A 20,026-nucleotide genomic window follows, 5' to 3' on the forward strand; every position below is an offset into this window, starting at 1 on the left:
TGGCAGCGGCATTCCCCACTTGGCCATCAAGGTCTGCCCGATTTTGATCACCTGCCTCGCAGATTGGACAACTCCGCCCTCCTGCATGATGACCAGCGGCCACCCCATGCGTAAAAATCATATCAATCATTCTTGACACTCATGGCAGGCCCCGATTTTTGTGGTGTAAAAGCTGCATTTTTTCAGGACAAAATGTCCGATTTACTAAAATACAACAGCCTTTAATGCGTAAAAAACAGATGTTTGAAATTACCAGAATCAATGAAAAACAAAAATTAACGAACTGTAAACCTATAGAAAAACAAATTTATATTATTGATTTTTATGATTTTTTACTGCAATTCACAATAAAAATTTTCTGGTGAATCTGATTGAGACAACTGGCAAACCGGGTAGTTTGTTAAGAAATGTTCGTTGACGCTATCGGGTGCGTTTCGCACACTCAGCCCCGTCGGTGAAATCAAGTTTTTACATGGCTTGAGTACGCCAGCAGCCAGCCTGTCATCAGATCAGGCGGACACAGAAATTACTATTAAAGGATTTAGAGGAATGAAAAAACTCGTACTCGCTGCTGCCATTGCAGCAGCCCTGCCGGTACTGGCACACGCTGATGTCACCATCTACGGCTCCATTCGTGCGGGCCTGGATAGCATGAAGAGCACTGACACCAGCTTCAAGTCGAGCACCGGTGTGGACGACTTTGCCAGCCGTATTGGCTTCAAGGGTAATGAAGAGCTGGGCAATGGTCTGAAAGCCATCTGGCAGGTTGAAACCGGCATGAACGTGGATGGCGTTGCCACCAGCGGCACCGGTTCCGGCACCTTTGCCAACCGCACCAGCTTTGTCGGCGTGGAAGGCAGCTTCGGTAAGGTTCGTCTGGGTTACATCGACGACGTACTGGGCGAAACCGAATCCACTGACAACCTGTACGGCCCGCGCCGTGATGCCAGCACTGGCATCGCCTTCCCGCTGTATGAAGGTACCGACATCTTTGGTGCCTACGGTGACAGCCGCGTGAAAAACGGTGTGCGCTACGACAGCCCGGACCTGAACGGCTTCAACGCCATGGTTCAGGTTGGCTCCGGTGAAGCACAGGTATCCGGCGGCAAGAAAACCGGTAACACCCTGGGAACCCGTCTGGCCTACGCCAACTCCGGCTTCTTTGGTGCCTACGCCTACATGGCCAAGTACAACACCGTGGCAGACCACAACAGCGGCATTCACCGCGTTGAATTCGGCTACGATGCCAACAATCTTTACCTGGCTGCCACCCTGCAACGCAGCAGCCTGTGGGGCAATGCCTGGGCGACCAATAGCGACGGCAGCCAGGCAGTTGCCGGCATCGCCAATACCACCGTTGCCAACACCGGTGCCAACAAGCTGACCAGCAATGTCTGGGCCGTGAATGTTGCCTACACCATCGGCGCCTTCAAGCCGTCCTTTGTCTACTCCAAGCGCAGCAGCGTGAAGGTTGACGGCCAGTCGCAAGATTGGGGTGCTACGCAATGGGCTGCCGCTCTGGATTACAGCCTGAGCAAGCGCACCATGGTTGAAGCCGGTTACGGTCAGGTGAAGGAAGACAAGGGCGCGCAAACCGCAATGGGCTGGGCTCAGGACAAGGCCACCATTACCTGGGTGATGCTGAAGCACAACTTCTAAGCACTGCCCACTGGCTGGTTCCTTTGAAGAAAGTCATTTGCCACCGCACTGCCGCGGTGGCTTTTTTCATTCTGCAGCCATGCACACGCCTGAAAAACAAAACCCCCGGAAAACCGGGGGTTGATCAACAACCTGCAAGCAGGCTCAAGCCCTGTATTTCGGCTTATTCAAAGAAATCGCGCAGCTTGTCCATGAAGGACTTGGAACGCGGATTATGCATGGCAACGTCACCCTGGCTGATGGCTTCAAACTCACGCAACAGTTCGCGCTGGCGCTCGGTCAGCTTGACCGGGGTCTCCACCACCACATGGCAGTGCAGATCGCCATAGTCAGTGCCACGTACCGCTTTCACACCCTTGCCACGCAGACGGTATACCCGGCCACTTTGCGTTTCTGCGGCAATCTTCACCTTGGCCATGCCATCGAGCGTAGGAATCTCGATCTCGCCACCCAGTGCAGCCGTCGCGAAGGAGATGGGCATTTCGCAGTGCAGATCCATGCCATCACGCTGGAACACCGCGTGCTGCTTGATGTGGGTAACGACATACAGATCGCCGGACGGGCCGCCATTCTGCCCAGGCTCGCCTTCGCCAGACAGGCGAATGCGGTCACCCTCATCCACGCCTGCCGGAATCTTCACGTTCAGCGTCTTGTTGGTCTTTTTCTGACCGGCACCATGGCAGCTGGTGCAGGGGTCGCTGATCTGCTTGCCGCTGCCGTGGCAGGTGGGGCAGGTTTGCTGGATGGAGAAGAAGCCTTGGCTCATGCGTACCTGACCGTGGCCACCGCAGGTGGAGCAGGTCTTGGGCTGGGTACCCGGCTTGGCACCTGTACCGTGGCACACTTCGCAGTCTTCATGCGAGGGGATACGGATCTGCTTTTCGCAGCCACGCGCCGCTTCTTCCAGCGAGATATCCAGGTTGTAGCGCAGGTCGGCACCCCGGTAGACGTTGGAGCGGCCACCGCCAGCACCACCACGGCCACCGCCGAAGATGTCGCTGAAAATGTCGGCGAAATCGCCAAAGCCACCAAAGCCGGCACCGCCGCCGCCAGCACCGGCCTGCGGGTCTACGCCGGCATGGCCAAACTGGTCGTAGGCACTGCGCTTCTGGCTGTCGGAGAGGATTTCATACGCCTCTTTGACTTCCTTGAACTTTTCTTCCGCTTCCTTGCTGTCCGGATTACGGTCCGGGTGATACTTCATCGCCAGCTTGCGGTAAGCCTTTTTGATGTCGTCCTCGGAGGCGTCCCGATTGACGCCGAGTACATCATAAAAATCTTTTTTGGACATGGTGTTTCACTCTCTGGCCGTGACCAACCGGTACGGCAGGCAATGATCTTCTTAACATGGCAAAGGCACAGAGGCCGGTGGAGCATTCTCCGCCATTCCCTGTGCCTCGTTCAGTCTACAAGCCCTGGGCTTACTTCTTGTCTTTTACTTCTTCGAACTCGGCATCCACCACATCACCTTCGTCCTTGGCATGGCCGGCATCGGCAGCGCCCTGGCCGGCTTCAGCCTGCTGCGCCTGTGCATACATGATTTCGCCCAGCTTCTGGCTGGCCTTGGCCAGTTCTTCGGTCTTGGCTTCGATGACGGCCTTGTCTTCGCTCTTCACCACTTCTTCAGCAGCTTTGACGGCATCTTCGATCTTGGCCTTTTCGGCGGCGTCGATCTTGTCGCCATGCTCGGACAGGGACTTCTTCACGCTGTGGATCAAACCTTCAGCCTGATTACGCGCAGTCACCAGCTCGTGCAGCTTCTTGTCTTCCTCGGCATTGGCTTCGGCATCCTTCACCATGCGCTGGATTTCCTCTTCGGACAGACCGGAGGAAGCCTGGATGGTGATGTTGGCTTGCTTGCCGCTGGCCTTGTCCTTGGCCGATACGTGCAGGATACCGTTGGCGTCGATGTTGAATTCCACTTCGATCTGCGGAATGCCACGCGGTGCCGGCGGAATGTCACCCAGATTGAACTGACCCAGGCTCTTGTTGGCGGCCGCCTTTTCACGCTCGCCTTGCAGCACGTGGATGGTCACCGCAGTCTGGTTGTCATCAGCCGTCGAGAAAGTCTGCGAAGCCTTGGTCGGGATGGTGGTGTTCTTCTGGATCAGCTTGGTCATCACGCCGCCCAGGGTTTCGATACCCAGCGACAGCGGGGTTACGTCCAGCAGCAGCACGTCCTTGCGATCGCCGGACAGTACCGAACCCTGGATCGCAGCGCCAACAGCCACGGCTTCGTCCGGGTTCACGTCCTTGCGCGGTTCCTTGCCGAAGAATTCCTTCACCGCTTCCTGCACCTTGGGCATGCGGGACTGACCGCCGACCAGGATCACGTCGGTGATGTCGGACAGCGATACACCGGCGTCCTTCAGGGCAACACGGCACGGCTCGATGGAGCGGGTGATCAGGTCGTCAACCAGGCTTTCGAACTTGGCACGGGTAATCTTCATGGCCAGGTGCTTCGGACCAGTGGCATCCATGGTGATGTACGGCAGGTTCACTTCGGTCTGGGTGGCGCTGGACAGCTCGATCTTGGCCTTTTCAGCAGCTTCCTTCAGACGTTGCAGGGCCATTACGTCGTTCTTCAGGTTCACGCCCTGTTCGCGCTGGAACTCGGTCACGATGTAATCGATGATGCGCTGGTCGAAGTCTTCACCGCCCAGGAAGGTGTCACCGTTGGTGGACAGCACTTCGAACTGGTGCTCGCCGTCTACGTCGGCGATTTCGATGATGGACACGTCGAACGTACCACCGCCCAGGTCGTATACGGCAATCTTGCGGTCACCTTCCTGCTTGGCCAGGCCAAAGGCCAGGGCGGCGGCAGTCGGTTCATTGATGATGCGCTTGACTTCCAGACCAGCAATACGGCCGGCATCCTTGGTAGCCTGACGCTGGCTGTCGTTGAAGTAGGCCGGTACGGTAATCACCGCTTCGGTCACTTCTTCGCCCAGGTAGTCTTCGGCAGCCTTTTTCATCTTGCGCAGCACTTCTGCGGAGATTTGCGGCGGAGCCAGTTCCTGATCGCGCACCTTGACCCAGGCATCACCGTTGGGAGCCTTCATGATCTGGAAAGGCATCAGGTCGATGTCTTTTTGTACTTCCTTGTCTTCGAAGCGGCGACCGATCAGGCGCTTGGCTGCGTAGAGGGTGTTTTTCGGGTTGGTGACAGCCTGACGCTTGGCCGGTGCGCCAACCAGGATTTCGCCGTCTTCCATATAAGCAATGATGGACGGGGTAGTGCGTGCGCCTTCGGCGTTTTCAATCACCTTGGGGTTACCACCCTCAACGACGGCTACGCAGGAGTTAGTGGTGCCCAAGTCGATACCAATGATTTTGCCCATATTCAGTATTCCTTTATCTCAATTTGTTGCGACTGCGGCCGAAAGCTGATAGCCGTGGCCTGTTGTCTTCATAGGTATTGGCTATGCTGTCTTTTTCAAGTGGCTGCCAAGAACCTTTTTATGATTTTCGGGTCAGGCACGCGCCTTGGCCACGATCACCATGGCCGGACGCAGCGTGCGCTCAGCCAGCTGATAACCTTTCTGTAGCACCCGTAACACCGTATTGGCTTCGGCATCGGATTCTTCCGCGCTCATGGCCTGATGCTGGTGCGGATCAAGCTTGTCGCCCACTGCAGGGGAAATTTCCTTGATCTGCGCCTTGTCAAAGGCGGCCACCAGTTGTTTCAGCGTCATGTCCACACCCATTTTCAGAGTGTCGATCTGGCCGCTCTGGTCTAGCAGGGCCATTTCCAGGTAGTCCTTTACCGGTACCAGCTCCTGGGCAAACTTGTTGATGGCGTACTTCTGGGTGTTAAGCAGCTCTTCAGCATTGCGACGACGCTGGTTTTCCTGATCTGCACGACTGCGCAGCAACTGATCCTGCAGTTCGGCAACCTGTGCCTCCAGTGCGGCGATGCGCTGTTCGGCGGTTTGCTCGACAGCCTGTTCGCTGGCTGCAGCGTTGATGGTTTCGTCGACCGCGGCTTCGTTGGTCGCGTTGTTCTGGTTTTCCTGCATGGCAAGACCTCAAGTGAATCAGCTTTAAACGATGTCCTGATGCCAGATAAGGTCTCTCTACGGGAATTCAAGTCCCAGGTCTTGCCCCACGGTCACAGCCACTGTTACCGGACCTCACCGCGCTGTGCGTTTTCGGACTTTTGTTTTCGCAACTGCAACAAAATGCACGCATTATGGTCTTCACTTTTCGCCATGATTGTTAGCTTTTGAACATCGGTTTTTTTTCGGTGTTGCACTGCACACAAGCCATTTTTTTTGTGCATATAATGGCTCACACATGCTAAGTGACCCACCCGGAAAACCGTCATCCACGGGCCTCCGGTGGTCAACAGGGACAATGGCTATAACCCGTTGTCAACAAAATCAGTCCGGAAAAACCGGACCGTCATTTAGCCCGAGGATTGCCGGAATTCGCCGGTCTGCAGAGAAAACTATTCGAGAAGGGTTTGAACATGACTACTCGCGAACAACGTATCGCCGCCATTCAACATGACTGGGACACCAACCCGCGCTGGAAAGGTATCAAGCGTGGTTATACCGCTGCCGACGTAGAGCGTCTGCGCGGTTCGGTACAAGTGGAACACACCCTGGCCCGCCAAGGCGCCGAGAAACTGTGGAACCTGGTCAACAACGAACCCTACATCAACTGTCTGGGCGCACTGACCGGTGGTCAGGCCATGCAGCAGGTGAAAGCCGGCATCAAGGCCATCTACCTGTCAGGCTGGCAAGTAGCTGCCGACAACAACGAATACTCCGCCATGTACCCGGACCAGTCCTTGTATCCGGTGGATTCAGTGCCGAAGGTGGTTGAACGTATCAACAACGCCTTCACCCGTGCCGACGAAATCCAGCACTCCAAGGGTGTTGAAAAGGGTGCTGCCGGTTTTGTTGACTACTACGCTCCCATCGTGGCCGATGCCGAAGCCGGTTTCGGTGGTGTACTGAACGCCTACGAACTGATGAAGGCCATGATCCGCGCTGGTGCCGGTGGTGTTCACTTTGAAGACCAACTGGCTTCGGTTAAAAAGTGTGGCCACATGGGCGGCAAGGTACTGGTACCGACCCAGGAAGCCATCCAGAAGCTGATCGCTGCCCGTATGGCTGCCGACGTGTACGGCGTGCCGACCCTGGTGATTGCCCGTACCGACGCTGAAGCTGCTGATCTGATCACCAGCGACTACGATGCCAACGACAAGCCCTTCCTGACCGGTGAGCGCACTGCCGAAGGCTTCTACAAGACCAAGAAGGGTCTGGAACAAGCCATCAGCCGCGCCGTAGCCTACGCTGACTACGCCGACTTGGTATGGTGCGAAACCGGTACGCCGGATCTGGAATTTGCTCGCAAATTTGCCGAAGCCGTACATGCCAAGCATCCGGGCAAACTGTTGGCTTACAACTGCTCGCCATCCTTCAACTGGAAAAAGAACCTGGACGATGCCACCATCGCCAAGTTCCAGCGCGAACTGGGTGCCATGGGCTACAAATACCAGTTCATCACTTTGGCTGGTATCCACAGCATGTGGTACAACATGTACGACCTGGCACAAGACTACGTGGCACGCGGCATGTCGGCCTACGTCGAGAAGGTACAAGAGCCGGAATTCGCAGCGCGCGACCGCGGCTACACCTTCGTGTCGCACCAGCAGGAAGTGGGCACTGGCTACTTCGACGATGTCACCACCGTGATCCAGGGCGGCCAGTCCAGCGTTACCGCACTGACTGGCTCCACCGAAGAAGAGCAGTTCCACTAAGCAGTCTGTACCTGGGCCGGCTTGCCGGCCTTGGCTGCCACGCCCGCCGGCTTCACGCCTGCGGGCGTTTTGCTTGCTGTCTGCCGTTTATTAAATCTGGCTAAACAATCAATTCATCAAAAGCTACTAGTACTGACACGAACAATCACTATACTGGACGCTGCTATTCTTTTTGGCGCGTCGGTCACGGCACGTCACTCCTTCCCGACTCATCTGCAGAAAAGGCATACACCATGACCAAGGTTGTCGTTGTCTATCATTCCGGCTACGGCCATACCCAACGCGTTGCCCAGCAAGTGGCTGTCGGTGCCAATGCCGAACTCATCGCCATTGACGCAGAAGGCAATGTCGCAGACAGCGCATGGGATCAACTGGCCGCTGCCGATGCCATTATCTTTGGCGCGCCCACCTATATGGGCAGCCCGAGCTGGCAGTTCAAGAAATTTGCCGATGCCACGTCCAAGGCCTGGTTCACCCGTGCTTGGCAAGACAAGGTATTCGGTGGCTTTACCAATAGCGCCAGCCTGAACGGCGACAAGCAGGTTGCCCTGATCACCCTGCAAACCCTGGCTTCGCAACATGGCGGCATCTGGGTCAGCCTGGGTTTGCTGCCGAGCAATACCAAGGCCGCGCAACGTACTGACATCAACAATCTGGGCGGCTCGGTCGGCCTGTTGGTGCAATCCCCGGCAGATGCCAGCGCGGATGAAATCCCGCAGGGCGATCTGGACACCGCCAAACAATATGGCGCACGTGTCGCCGCCATCGCCGCCAAGCTGCGCGGCTGATTTTTCCGCATTGCAGATACAAAAAAGCCACCTCGCGAGGTGGCTTTTTCTTTGGCAGGTACCGAAGCAAGTACGGAATCAGGCCTGCTTGTGCAAGTGGGAATTCTTGCGCGAGTAGCCGAAGTACACCACCAGGCCAATCACCAGCCACACTACGAAGCACAGCCAGGTCAGCATGGACAGCTGCGCCATCAGGAATACGCAGAAGATGACGGCCAGTGCCGGCACATAGGGCACGCCCGGGCACATGAATTTGCGCGGCAGATTAGGCTCGGTCTTGCGCAGCTTGATGATGGCAATAGCAATCAGCGAGAACGCCGCCAGCGTACCAATGTTCACCAGCTCAGCCAGGGTATGCAGCGGAATGAAACCGGCAATCAGGGCGATGATGGTGCCAATCAGCCAGGTGGCCTTGTACGGCGTGCCGTATTTCGGATTCACTTCGGAGAAGACCTTGGGCAGCAGGCCGTCACGGCTCATGGCAAACAGAATACGGGTTTGGCCGTAGGTCATCACCAGAATCACCGTCAGCATGCCCAGAATGGCACCAAGATCGACAAAACCGGCAAACCAGTCCAGCTTGGCCACTTGCAGGGCCAGCGATACCGGATGGTCGATACCGGCAAACTGGGCGTAAGGCACGATGCCGGTCATGATGGCAGACACGATCACATACAGGATGGAGCAAATAGCCAGCGACCAGATCACACCCTTGGGAATGTCACGGGCCGGGTCTTTCACCTCTTCGGCCGCACAAGTTACTGCGTCAAAGCCCAGGAAGCTGAAGAACACGATGGCCGCACCATGGAATACACCGTTCATGCCATAAGGCAGCGCCGGGCTCCAGTTCACCGGTTTTACATGCCACACACCGATGGCGATAAACATCAGCACCACCGCCACCTTGATCAGCACCACGATATTGTTTACCCGCTTGGACTCCTTGATACCAAAGGCCAGCAAGGCGGTAATCAGCATGGCAATGGCAAAGGCTGGCAGGTTGAAGATGGTACTTTTACCCGGAGCAGCACCGGCAGCAGCCGTCAGCGCATCTGGCAGATGGATGCCGAAACCACCCAGCAGGCTCTGGAAATAACCGGACCAGCCTACCGAAACAGCAGACGATGCCAGCAGGTATTCCAGCATCAGGTCCCAGCCGATGATCCAGGCCACCAGCTCACCCAGGGTGGCGTAGGCATAGGTATAGGTAGAACCGGAAATCGGCAGCATGGCCGCAAACTCGGCATAACACAGCGCGGCAAAGCCACAGGCAAAGGCACCAATGATGAAAGACAGCACCAGGCCAGGCCCGGCAACTGTTGCCCCTGTACCGGTCAATACGAAAATGCCAGTACCGATGATGGCACCGATACCCAGCATGGTCAGGTCGAAAGCCGACAGCTCCTTGCGGAGCCCCTTGGCGGTCTGGGCAAATTCCAGCATGCCCTGAACGCTCTTCTTGCGCATCAAACTCATGTTCAGACTATCCTGTGTGCACCGGTGCCGCCGCCATGTTTGGGCGACAGGACAACCGGCCTAGATGATCATACTCAGCCCATCCACAGCTGCCCTGTCCGTGCCGGTTCGTGACCGGCAACTCAACGCAGAACACTGCCGCGGAAAACGCGCGATCTTACAGGAAGGGGGGAACAGTTCAAGCCAGAAAGTTGGACAAAGTGTATCCATTATCCATTCATGGACAAATCTGACAGCAGGATTTGCCCCCGAATTGTCATACCATCAAAAAAATCAGCAGCAAATGGCACGATACCGTCACTTTTTCAGTATTTATTGCCATAGAAACGCAATGCCATGCCTATTTAACATGTATTTGCGCTGTTTCAAACCTCCTGCTGCCTATCTATAAGCAAAGCCCGAGAAATTCTACGCTGCATTCATGGGCAAGGTGATCACACCAATCACCAGCAGTACATGCTGTAATCATGCCCAGCGCATTCCGGACAGCGGCTAATCCCAATAACCGGCTGCGGTATAAGTCTGGCGCAGATGATCGATAAAATGCCGTACTCGCGCCGGCAGGAAGCGCCGCTGTGGCACCACGGCATATACCGGGTAGTCGGGTGAGGCAAACTGGTCCAGCACCGTTACCAGCCGCCCCTCGGACAGGTCATCCTTTACTTCCCACAGCGAACGCCAGGCCAGGCCCAGCCCCTGGACCGCCCAGTCGTGCAGTACGGCGCCATCATTACACTCCTGCCGACCAGCCACGCGCAGATTGATCAGCACGCCATCACGTTCAAAGCTCCAGCCACGACTTTGGCTCTCGCCAAGCGACAGGCAGTTGTGAGCGGCCAGTTCCTCCAGCGTATGCGGAATGCCATGCCGCGCCAGATAAGCGGGCGATGCCACCACCACACGGCGATTTTCTGCCAGCCGCATGGCCACCAACGAGGAGTCGGCCAGATCAGAAATGCGGATGGCACAGTCAATACGCTCGCGCTGCAGATCGATCAGACGGTCGGACAGATCCAGCATTACCCGGATATCCGGATGCGCCTGCTGGAATGCCGCGATATGCGGTGCCACATGACGGCGGCCAAAACCGGCCGGGGCGGATACCCGCAAATGACCGCGCGCCCGGCCACTGCCGGAAGCCACCGCGGCCTCGGCTTCGGACAATTCGGTCAGAATGCGCTGGCAATCCTCGAAGAAAGCGCTACCCTCCTGCGTCAGGGTAACGTTGCGCGTGGTGCGCACCAGCAGTTTCACCCCCAGCCGCTCCTCCAGCGCATCCAGCCGCCGGCCTATCATGGCCGGCACAACCCCCTGCTGGCGTGCGGCCGCGGACAGGCTACCGTGATTGACCACGGCAACAAAGGTTTCCAGCTGTTTGAGTTCGCTCATTGCGTACTTAAAAGTAAAAGATGTTATGCCTATTTATGCATTTTTTTTTACTGTTTGGCTAGATACACTGCTTACATCGCAATGCAGCATTTTGTTGATCAAAGGCAGCGGTTCTGCCGTATAAACGCATTTACTTCAGGAGCAAGCACATGGCTGTCACCCTTCCGCAAGGCGTGGAAATCCTCGCCCCGCTGACCCCGGCGTTTGAAGAAATCCTCACCACCGATGCCCTGGCTTTTGTCGCCAAACTGCACCGCCAGTTCGAAGGCCGTCGCCGTGAGCTGATTGCCGCCCGCGTGGTACGCCAGGCCGAACTGGATGCCGGCAAACTGCCGGATTTCCTGCCGGAAACCGCCGCCATCCGTGCCGGCGACTGGAAGATTGCTCCACTGCCGCAAGACTTGTTGGACCGCCGCGTGGAAATCACCGGCCCGGTTGATCGCAAAATGATGATCAATGCACTGAACTCCGGTGCCAAGAGCTTCATGGCCGACTTTGAAGACTCCAACTGCCCGAGCTGGGAAAACCAGGTCAGCGGCCAGATCAATGTACGCGATGCCTACCGCAAGAACATTTCCTTCGCCAACCCGGACGGCAAGCAGTACAAGCTGAACGACACCATCGCCACGCTGATCTTGCGTCCGCGCGGCTGGCACCTGATGGAAAAGCACGTCACCGTGGATGGCCAGATCGTCTCCGGCTCGCTGTTCGACTTTGCCCTGTCCTTCTTCCACAACATTGCTTATCTGCAAAGCGTGGGCAGCGCTACCTATTACTATCTGCCCAAGATGGAAAGCCATCTGGAAGCGCGCCTGTGGAACGATGTGTTCGTGTTTGCACAAAACGAGCTGGGTATCGCCCAGGGCAGCATCAAGGCCACCGTGCTGATCGAAACCATTCTCGCGGCTTTCGAAATGGATGAAATCCTCTACGAACTGCGCGAACACAGCTCCGGCCTGAATGCCGGCCGCTGGGACTACATCTTCAGCTGCATCAAGAAGTTCAAGCAGAATCGCGACTTCTGCCTGGCCAACCGCGCACAGATCACCATGACTGTCCCCTTCATGCGTGCCTATGCCCTGCTGCTGCTCAAGACCTGCCACCAGCGCAACGCCCCGGCTATCGGCGGCATGGCGGCACTGATTCCGATCAAGAATGATCCGGTGGCCAATGACAAGGCGCTGGGCGGCGTAAAGGCTGACAAGGACCGCGACGCCACCGACGGCTACGACGGCGGCTGGGTTGCCCACCCGGGCCTGGTGCCGATTGCCAATGAAGCCTTCAGCCGCGTGCTGGGCGATGCGCCCAACCAGATCGCCAAGCAGCGTCCGGACGTGAACGTGACTGCCGCCGACCTGCTGAACTTCCAGCCGGAAGCGCCGATCACCGAAGCCGGCCTGTCCATGAACATTAATGTAGGTATCCAGTATCTAGGCTCCTGGATTTCCGGCAACGGCTGCGTGCCCATCCACAACCTGATGGAAGATGCCGCCACCGCAGAAATCTCCCGCTCACAGATCTGGCAATGGATCCGCAGCCCCAAGGGCGTGCTGGAAGATGGCCGCAAGGTCACGGTAGAACTGTTCCGCGAACTGCAAGCAGTTGAAGTAGCCAAGCTCAAGGCGGAATACGGCAATCGCTGGACCAAGCAATATGAAGACGCAGCCGGCATGTTCGACCATCTGACCACCTCGGATGACTTTGTCGAATTCCTCACCCTGCCGGGTTACGACTACATCGACTAAACGATCGACCCAATGGTTGGCAATTTGCCAGCTTACACTCATGCGGCCCGTGATCCGGGCCGCTTTTTTTTCGCCTGCGCGACGAACCGGCAACTTCCTGTCTCCAATATCCAATCTCAGCCATTTTATTGCGCATCGCAGCAAGAAAAATCTTGCAATTTGGAATAAAATTGCGCGAAATATTCATTTTCCAAAAAAATCTATCCTGACTCACAAGGAATTGCCATGTCCCTACGCCATCGCCAACTGCTGGCTGCCGCTGCAGCCGTGCTGTCCCTGTCTGCTTCCGCTGCCGAACTCAAGTCGGTTGCCATTACGGCAATTGTTGACCATCCGGCGCTGGATGCTGCACGCAAAGGGGTGACCGACGAGCTCAAGGCCGAAGGCATGGGTGAAGACAAGGTCAAGGTGCAATACCAGAGCGCCCAGGGTAACCCGGCCACTGCCGGCCAGATCGCCCGCAAGTTTGTTGGTGACAAGCCGGATGTAGCCGTGGCCATTGCAACCCCGTCTGCACAGGCACTGGTTGCTGCCAGCAAGACGCTGCCCATCGTATTCACCGCCGTGACTGACCCGGTTGCCGCCAAGCTGGTCAGCAACTGGAAAGCCAGCGGCACCAATGTAACCGGCGTATCCGACATGCTGCCGCTGGGTCCGCAGGTAGACCTGATCCTGAAGGTGAAACCGGGTGCCAAGCGCATCGGCATGGTATTCAGCCCGGGTGAAGTCAACTCCACCATCGTGGTGAAAGAACTGAAAGCAGAGCTGGCCAAGCGTGGCATGAGCCTGGTGGAAGCACCGGCACCGCGTACCGTAGACGTAGCCCCAGCCGCCAAGAGCCTGATCGGCAAGGTTGATGCCATCTACACCAGTACCGACAACAATGTGGTGTCCACCTATGAGTCGCTGGTAGCCGTGGCCAATCAGGCCAAACTGCCGCTGATTGCCTCCGATACCGACTCGGTCAAACGTGGTGCCGTCGCTGCGCTGGGGATGAACTACTACGATATGGGCCGCCAGACCGGCAAGATCGTGGTTCGTATCCTGAAGGGTGAAAAGCCAGGTGCCATTGCACCTGAAGTGGGTAGCAAGCTGAGCCTGACCGTGAACCCGTCTGCCGCCATGAAGCAAGGTGCACCGCTGTCCGCAGCCCTGCTCAAGGATGCGCAGAACACCGTCAAGTAAGCGGTTACCAGCCTGACTGCCCGGATGGTTTCACCGCCATCCGGGCTTTTTCCGTCTCAACAGCCCGGCCTCACCCAGGCCAGGCTTGCCGGCCACTACCCTGACAAGCCGGCATGTCGCAGAGGTGTTCATGTCCCTGATTTCAATGATGGGCGCGCTGGAAATCGGCCTGATCTTTGCGCTCGTCGCACTGGGCGTACTGATTTCCTTCCGCCTGCTCAACTTCCCCGACCTTACCGCCGACGGCAGTTTTCCGCTGGGCGGCGCGGTGGCTGCCGTGCTGATTGCCGGTGGCCACGACCCATGGCTGGCCTGCGGCCTGGCCGCCATTGCCGGTGCCGCGGCCGGCTGGCTCACAGCCTGGCTCAATGTGCGCCTGGGCATCCTGCAATTGCTGGCCAGCATTCTGGTGATGATTGCGCTGTACTCCATCAACCTGCGCATCATGGGCGCACCCAATATCGCGCTGATCGGCCTGCCCACGGTATTTTCCCCCTTCATCAGCACGGTCAGTGACAACGCCTGGCTGATCCAGCCTGCCGTGCTGGCGGTCATCGTGGTGATTGCCAAGCTGCTGCTGGATGCCTTCTTCGCCTCCGAAACCGGCCTGGCGCTGCGTGCCACCGGTGCCAATCCGCGCATGGCGCGGGCCCAGGGCATCTCCACCGACCGTATGACCCTGGCCGGCATGGCGCTGTCCAATGCGCTGATTGCACTGGCCGGCGCGCTGTATGTGCAAACCCAGGGCGGTGCCGACATTTCCATGGGCATCGGCACCATCGTGGTGGGCCTCGCCGCCGTCATCATCGGTGAAACCCTGCTGCCACCGCGCAGCCTGTGGCTGATCACCCTGGCCACCGTACTGGGAGCACTGCTGTACCGCCTGTTGATTGCCCTGGCGCTGAATGCCGATTTCATCGGCCTGCAAGCGCAAGACCTGAACCTGATTACCGCCGTGCTGGTGGGCCTGGCGCTGGTACTGCCCAAAATCAAGGGCAAGCTGCGCAACAAGCAAGGAGGAAAATCCGCATGATGCGCGCCGACAATCTGTTCAAAACCTTTAACCCCGGCACCCCCTTGGAAAACCCAGTGCTGCGCGGCCTGTCGCTCACCATCGAGTCCGGCCAGTTTGTCACCGTGATCGGCAGCAATGGTGCCGGCAAGTCCACTTTCCTGAATGCCATCAGCGGTGACATCAGCCCGGACACCGGCAGCCTGTTCATTGACGGGCAGGATGTCACCCGTCAGTCCGCCTGGCAGCGTGCTGCACTGGTTGCCCGCGTATTTCAGGACCCGCTGGCCGGTACTTGCGAAGGACTCACCATTGAAGAAAACCTGGCGCTGGCCATGCAGCGCGGCCAGGGACGCGGCCTGTCGCGCGCCGTCAAGGCCAGTTACCGCGAAGCCTTCCGCGACAAGCTGTCCACACTCAAGCTGGGCCTGGAAAACCGCCTGGGCGACCGCATGGGCTTGCTATCCGGTGGTCAGCGCCAGGCCGTCAGCCTGCTGATGGCCTCCTTGCAGCCTTCCCGCCTGCTGCTGCTGGATGAGCACACCGCTGCGCTCGACCCCAAAACCGCCGCCTTCGTGCTGGAGCTGACCGACCGCATCGTGACGGAAAACAAACTGACCGCCCTGATGGTGACCCACTCGATGCGCCAGGCGCTGGATCACGGCCATCGCACCGTTATGCTGCATCAGGGCCGCGTAGTACTGGATGTCAGTGGCGATGAACGCAGCCGCATGGACGTGCCAGATCTGCTGGCCATGTTCGAGCAGACCCGTGGCGAAAAACTGGATGACGACGCCCTGCTACTGGGCTGAGTGCAGGCACCGACATGCCGGGTGATCGTCTGTGCCCGGCATGCTTTCCCCCACCGATACTGGCCATTTCCTGGCCAGATATGCGAACCTTCTGCCTTACCCCCGCTCAAAAGCCTGTTTGTCTACCTTTGCAGGAGTTTGCATGAAGACCGCACTTATCCACTCCATGATGGCAGCCAGTCTGCTCATCGCCCCGGTCATGGCCAAAGCAGCCGATGGCATCGAACTGCGCCTGTCAGGCTCGGCCCAACAGGAAGTCGCCAACGACCAGCTGCAAGCCACACTCTACCTGCAAGAAAAAAGTGAACAGCCCGCCACACTGGCCAATCGCCTGAACAAGGGTATTGCCCTGGGCATGGCGCTGGGCAAGAACTACCCACATGTGGAAGTAAGCAGCGGCAGCTACAACAGCTGGCCCAGCTACGACAAGAACGGCAAGATACAAGGCTGGCAAGGCCGGGCTGAAATCCGCCTGAAGAGCCGGGACATGACCCAGGCCGCGGAACTGGTGGCGCAGTTGCAAAAAACCATGCTGCTGGAAGGCGTGCAGTTCACCGTATCTGATAGTGCCAGGCGTGCTGCAGAAAAAGCCATGATTCCTGCCGCGTTAGCCGAAATGCAGGCCCAGGCCAATATCACCGCACAAACGCTGGGTAAGAGCCGCATCACCATCAAGGAACTGGAGTTCGGCAATGCAGCCCCGTCCTTTCGGCCTCCCATGTTAATGCGCGCTGCCGCAGCACCCATGGCCAAGGAAGCCGATGTGGCCCAGCCAGACTGGCAACCCGGCCAAAGCCAGTTGCAACTCATGATCAATGGCAAGATCGAACTCAACTAGCCCTTTATGCTGTAGCGACCTTGCGCTACAGTAAGCAACACAACGGGCTGAACATATCAGCCCGCTTTTACGACCCGCCGAGCACTCTACCACCATGAAACTGATTGCCTCATTCACTAGCCCGTATGCCCGCAAGGTACGCATCGTGCTGGCCGACAAGAAGATTGATTGCCCGCTGGAAGAGGACGTGCCGTGGAACCCGGACAGCCAGGTCGCCCGGTACAACCCGCTGGGCAAGGTCCCAGCGCTGGAACTGGACGATGGCAGCATCTTGTTCGATTCGCGGGTCATCGTGGAATACCTGGACAATATTTCCCCGGTAGCCCGCCTGTTGCCGCAGGAAAACCGCCGCCTGATCAATACCCGGCGCTGGGAGGCGCTGGCCGATGGCATTACCGATGCTGCGGTTGCCATCGTACTGGAACAGCGCCGCCCGGCTGACAAGCAAATGCCGGAATGGATCGCCCGCCAGCAGGACAAGATAGACCGGGGTCTTGCCGCGATGTCGGCCGACCTGGGCGAACGGCAATGGTGCAATGGCGAAGGCTACAGCCTGGCCGATATTGCCGTCGGCTGCTGCCTGGGCTATCTGGATTTCCGCTTTCCAGCCATTGACTGGCGCGAGTCCTATCCCAATCTGGCCAACTTGCTTGAACGGCTGTCAGCCCGGCCATCGTTTATCGATACCCGGCCACCGGCCTCTTGATCGCACTGACAAAAAAACCGGGCATTGCCCGGTTTTTGTTTCAGCGCAAGCCGCACTCACTACGGTCTGGGTGCAAGCATGATGATGGCCATGCCCATCAAGGCCAGCGATGCTCCCAGCAAGTCCCAGCTACTCGGTCTGACACCATCAACCAGCCATAGCCACAATAAAGCCACCACAACATAAACACCACCGTAGGCAGCATAGACACGCCCGGCTGCTACAGGATGCAAGGTCAATAACCAGACAAACAGCAGCAGCGACAAGGCCGCCGGTAACAATAACACTATCGAACCCTGCTGCTTCAGCCACAACCAGGGCAGATAGCAGCCGGTAATCTCAGCCAAGGCAGTCAGGCCAAACAGCAACAATAACTTCAGCAATGTCACCCGCATTTTCCTTGCATGCATGTCCAGTAAACAGTAGCCAGCATCAGCCGTGAGACTAGGCCAGCGCCTGCTGGTACGCTTCAACCTCCTCCGCCATCCAGCTGGCAAAATCACGCTGCTTGAGCAGGGAGCTTTCGCGCTGCGGCCACACCAGCCAATGTGGGTAGGGATACGGCACAACAATATCACTCAGTTGCACCAGCACACCTGACTTCAGCCCTGCATCCACCAAGCTGCGCCGCTCCAGTGCCACCCCCATTCCCTGCTGCACCGCCTGCAGCACCAGATTGGAATCATTGATCCACAAGCCGGCCTGTGACGGTTCATTCACGCCAGCAGCCTGACACCAGCCCATCCAACTTTCCACCGTACGCACCACTGGCCCCGCCACGATCTCGGCCGGCGTGCGCGGCAGCCTGCCCTGCTGGAAGTCCGGCGCAGCCACCACCACCAGTTCGTCATCAAACAAATGCTGTTGCTGCAAGCCTTCCCAGCCACCCTGCCCCATGCGTACGCCGATATCCACCAGTCCCTGACGCAGGTCCTGGATGTCCAGGCTGGCACGCAAGCTAATGCGATATTGCGGGAAGCGAGCCTGGAAGCGGGGCAAGCGCGGTAGCAGCCAGTGCGCACCAAAGGACGGCATCACCGCCACTACCAGCTCTCCATCTCGCGGCCTGGCTTGTATCAACCGTGTAGCTTCCGTTAACTCACTCAGGCCGATACGCACTTGCAGCGCATACAGTCGACCATCCTCGGTCAGCCGCAATCCCCGCCCTTCGCGCACAAACAGCACCACACCCAACAGCTCCTCCAGCTGGCGTATTTGCTGGCTAATGGCTGAATGTGTCACATGAAGCTCACTGGCAGCCTGCGTAACACTTCCCAGACGGGCCAGGGCTTCAAAACTGCGCAGGGCAGACAAGGGGGGTAGTAGTCTCATGTTAGAAAAACTAACATGAATTCCAAATAAATATCAATTTTCACCGTAGCTGCCACTGCTTATAGTGAACTCACCCCCACGGAAGGAGATGATCATGTCCCATTCATTACGGCTGGAACTGGCTGATGGTGAACTATTGGTCTTGCAGCTGTCCCGTCGTTGCCGGATATATGCACGCAGCGGCGCACACTGGTTAACGGTTGACGGCCAGGACATCTGCTTGCAAGGTGGAGAATACGCACTGTTGCCAGCAGGCAAGCTGCTACTGGAAGGACATGGCCAGCTGGAAATGCAACCCTTCACCGATACCCCCTTGCGCTCCTGGCTTAGCATTGCCAGTCATTACCAAACCGTTTGAACAGAAAGGCAGATCATGCAACTGATAGGCATGTTGGACTCTCCCTATGTGCGCCGTGTTGCCATCAGCATGCGCTTGATGGCAATTCCCTTTACCCATCGGGCTGTATCGGTATTTCGTCATCTTGCCGAATTTCAGGCCATCAACCCGGTAGTGAAAGCCCCGACCCTGATTCTGGATGATGGCAGCACGTTAATGGATTCGACCCTGATTCTGGACTATCTGGATGCTCTGCACCCGGAGCGCAGCCTGATGCCGAAGACCCTGCCACAGCGGCAACGCACGCTACGCTTGCTGGGGCTGGCCTTGGCGGCAATGGAAAAAAGTGTACAGCTGGCCTACGAGCAGAACTTGCGTCCCGAGGACAAACGACATCAGCCCTGGCAGGAACGGGTCAGCGCCCAGTTGCTGGCCGCCTATGGCTTGCTGGAGAAGGAACTGGCTATTGAAGCACTGTCGTCCACACCACTAGACCAAACGGGTATCAGTATCGCCGTGGCCTGGCGCTTCAGTCGGGAAATACTGCCACAGCAATTGGCCTGGGATGATTTTCCTCTGTTGCAGCAATGGAGCGCACAGGCAGAGGCACAACCAGCCTTTCTCGCCACACCGTTCGAGTAGGTTCACAGCGACGGGTCTTGTGCATCCAGCTGTAATAACAAGGATAGCCGCTGCTCACGGGCCACCTGCTGCCACGGCAAGTCATCCAGTGCACCTTGCAGCGCCCACAGCAAGTTGAAGCTTGCCTGGGGATGGTGTTGTTTCACCAAGCTGTAGCTGGCTACCGCACCGTACTGGGCCAGCTGTACGAACGTGACAATGCCGGCATCGGCCAGCATCTGTCGTGATGCCGGCCCCAGGTTACGCCAAGGTTTACTCATGACCACCTCTTTACCACAGTGATGAATGAAAACCGCCCCAGACTCGCGGCAAGCCGGTCATCTGGGGCGGTTTCA

19 protein-coding genes are annotated in these 20,026 nt (G+C 57.6%); 11 read left to right on the forward strand and 8 right to left on the reverse strand.

Features of this window, described 5'->3' with window-relative positions:
• Positions 1 to 549: 549 nt before the first annotated feature.
• Positions 550 to 1,659 (forward strand): porin, encoded by a 1,110-nt coding sequence (locus QVF59_RS16530; RefSeq protein WP_159875185.1) that lies wholly within the window; start codon positions 550 to 552, stop codon positions 1,657 to 1,659.
• Between the two features lie 163 nt (positions 1,660 to 1,822).
• Here the strand turns inward: QVF59_RS16530 and dnaJ are convergent, their stop codons facing one another.
• The 3 genes from dnaJ to grpE all read right to left on the reverse strand — a co-directional run bounded on the left by dnaJ (position 1,823) and on the right by grpE (position 5,678).
• Complete coding sequence (gene dnaJ / locus QVF59_RS16535) at positions 1,823 to 2,950, reverse strand: molecular chaperone DnaJ (RefSeq protein WP_159875184.1); 1,128 nt, start codon at positions 2,948 to 2,950, stop codon at positions 1,823 to 1,825.
• Positions 2,951 to 3,080: 130 nt separating this feature from the next.
• The gene (gene dnaK / locus QVF59_RS16540) at positions 3,081 to 5,000 is read right to left on the reverse strand and encodes a molecular chaperone DnaK (protein WP_287881341.1); all 1,920 of its coding nucleotides are present in this window, start codon (positions 4,998 to 5,000) and stop codon (positions 3,081 to 3,083) included.
• Between the two features lie 132 nt (positions 5,001 to 5,132).
• Positions 5,133 to 5,678, reverse strand: a complete 546-nt coding sequence (gene grpE, locus QVF59_RS16545; protein WP_159875182.1) for a nucleotide exchange factor GrpE — start codon at positions 5,676 to 5,678, stop codon at positions 5,133 to 5,135.
• A gap of 452 nt (positions 5,679 to 6,130) precedes the next feature.
• Here grpE and aceA point away from each other — a divergent pair, with 452 nt between their 5' ends.
• Complete coding sequence (gene aceA, locus QVF59_RS16550) at positions 6,131 to 7,429, forward strand: isocitrate lyase (protein WP_103523347.1); 1,299 nt, start codon at positions 6,131 to 6,133, stop codon at positions 7,427 to 7,429.
• Between the two features lie 233 nt (positions 7,430 to 7,662).
• On the forward strand, positions 7,663 to 8,217 hold the full coding sequence (locus QVF59_RS16555) for a flavodoxin family protein (RefSeq protein WP_159875181.1): 555 nt from the start codon (positions 7,663 to 7,665) through the stop codon (positions 8,215 to 8,217).
• 78 nt (positions 8,218 to 8,295) lie between these two features.
• Here QVF59_RS16555 and bcaP read toward each other — a convergent pair whose 3' ends face one another.
• Positions 8,296 to 9,693, reverse strand: a complete 1,398-nt coding sequence (gene bcaP / locus QVF59_RS16560) for a branched-chain amino acid transporter BcaP (protein ID WP_159875180.1) — start codon at positions 9,691 to 9,693, stop codon at positions 8,296 to 8,298.
• Between the two features lie 492 nt (positions 9,694 to 10,185).
• The gene (locus tag QVF59_RS16565) at positions 10,186 to 11,082 is read right to left on the reverse strand and encodes a LysR family transcriptional regulator (protein ID WP_287881342.1); all 897 of its coding nucleotides are present in this window, start codon (positions 11,080 to 11,082) and stop codon (positions 10,186 to 10,188) included.
• A gap of 149 nt (positions 11,083 to 11,231) precedes the next feature.
• On the opposite strand from QVF59_RS16565, the gene aceB reads away from it, so the two are divergent.
• The 6 genes from aceB to QVF59_RS16595 all read left to right on the forward strand — a co-directional run bounded on the left by aceB (position 11,232) and on the right by QVF59_RS16595 (position 17,380).
• Positions 11,232 to 12,827, forward strand: coding sequence for a malate synthase A (gene aceB / locus QVF59_RS16570; RefSeq protein ID WP_287881343.1), 1,596 nt, complete (start codon positions 11,232 to 11,234; stop codon positions 12,825 to 12,827).
• Positions 12,828 to 13,052: 225 nt separating this feature from the next.
• Complete coding sequence (locus QVF59_RS16575; RefSeq protein WP_287881344.1) at positions 13,053 to 14,012, forward strand: ABC transporter substrate-binding protein; 960 nt, start codon at positions 13,053 to 13,055, stop codon at positions 14,010 to 14,012.
• Positions 14,013 to 14,142: 130 nt separating this feature from the next.
• Positions 14,143 to 15,045, forward strand: a complete 903-nt coding sequence (locus QVF59_RS16580) for an ABC transporter permease (protein WP_287881345.1) — start codon at positions 14,143 to 14,145, stop codon at positions 15,043 to 15,045.
• Positions 15,042 to 15,836: an ABC transporter ATP-binding protein gene (locus QVF59_RS16585; RefSeq protein ID WP_287881346.1), complete on the forward strand. Its 795-nt coding sequence runs from the start codon at positions 15,042 to 15,044 to the stop codon at positions 15,834 to 15,836. Before QVF59_RS16580 ends, QVF59_RS16585 begins: the two co-directional genes overlap by 4 nt.
• Positions 15,837 to 15,978: 142 nt before the next feature.
• Complete coding sequence (locus tag QVF59_RS16590; protein ID WP_159875174.1) at positions 15,979 to 16,674, forward strand: SIMPL domain-containing protein; 696 nt, start codon at positions 15,979 to 15,981, stop codon at positions 16,672 to 16,674.
• A 94-nt stretch (positions 16,675 to 16,768) separates the two neighbouring features.
• On the forward strand, positions 16,769 to 17,380 hold the full coding sequence (locus tag QVF59_RS16595) for a glutathione S-transferase (RefSeq protein ID WP_159875173.1): 612 nt from the start codon (positions 16,769 to 16,771) through the stop codon (positions 17,378 to 17,380).
• Positions 17,381 to 17,439: 59 nt separating this feature from the next.
• Here the strand turns inward: QVF59_RS16595 and QVF59_RS16600 are convergent, their stop codons facing one another.
• Positions 17,440 to 17,775, reverse strand: a complete 336-nt coding sequence (locus QVF59_RS16600) for a YnfA family protein (protein WP_205677490.1) — start codon at positions 17,773 to 17,775, stop codon at positions 17,440 to 17,442.
• Between the two features lie 49 nt (positions 17,776 to 17,824).
• On the reverse strand, positions 17,825 to 18,712 hold the full coding sequence (locus QVF59_RS16605) for a LysR substrate-binding domain-containing protein (protein WP_287881347.1): 888 nt from the start codon (positions 18,710 to 18,712) through the stop codon (positions 17,825 to 17,827).
• A gap of 94 nt (positions 18,713 to 18,806) precedes the next feature.
• On the opposite strand from QVF59_RS16605, the gene QVF59_RS16610 reads away from it, so the two are divergent.
• Together QVF59_RS16610 and QVF59_RS16615 are read left to right on the forward strand one after the other, a co-directional pair.
• Positions 18,807 to 19,070: a hypothetical protein gene (locus QVF59_RS16610; protein ID WP_287881348.1), complete on the forward strand. Its 264-nt coding sequence runs from the start codon at positions 18,807 to 18,809 to the stop codon at positions 19,068 to 19,070.
• Between the two features lie 15 nt (positions 19,071 to 19,085).
• The gene (locus tag QVF59_RS16615; RefSeq protein ID WP_287881349.1) at positions 19,086 to 19,691 is read left to right on the forward strand and encodes a glutathione S-transferase family protein; all 606 of its coding nucleotides are present in this window, start codon (positions 19,086 to 19,088) and stop codon (positions 19,689 to 19,691) included.
• A gap of 2 nt (positions 19,692 to 19,693) precedes the next feature.
• Here QVF59_RS16615 and QVF59_RS16620 read toward each other — a convergent pair whose 3' ends face one another.
• On the reverse strand, positions 19,694 to 19,951 hold the full coding sequence (locus tag QVF59_RS16620) for a TfoX/Sxy family protein (protein WP_287881350.1): 258 nt from the start codon (positions 19,949 to 19,951) through the stop codon (positions 19,694 to 19,696).
• Positions 19,952 to 20,026 lie beyond the last annotated feature (75 nt).

The organism is Aquitalea sp. (genome assembly GCF_030150775.1).
Taxonomy (GTDB): Bacteria; Pseudomonadota; Gammaproteobacteria; order Burkholderiales; family Chromobacteriaceae; genus Aquitalea; species Aquitalea denitrificans.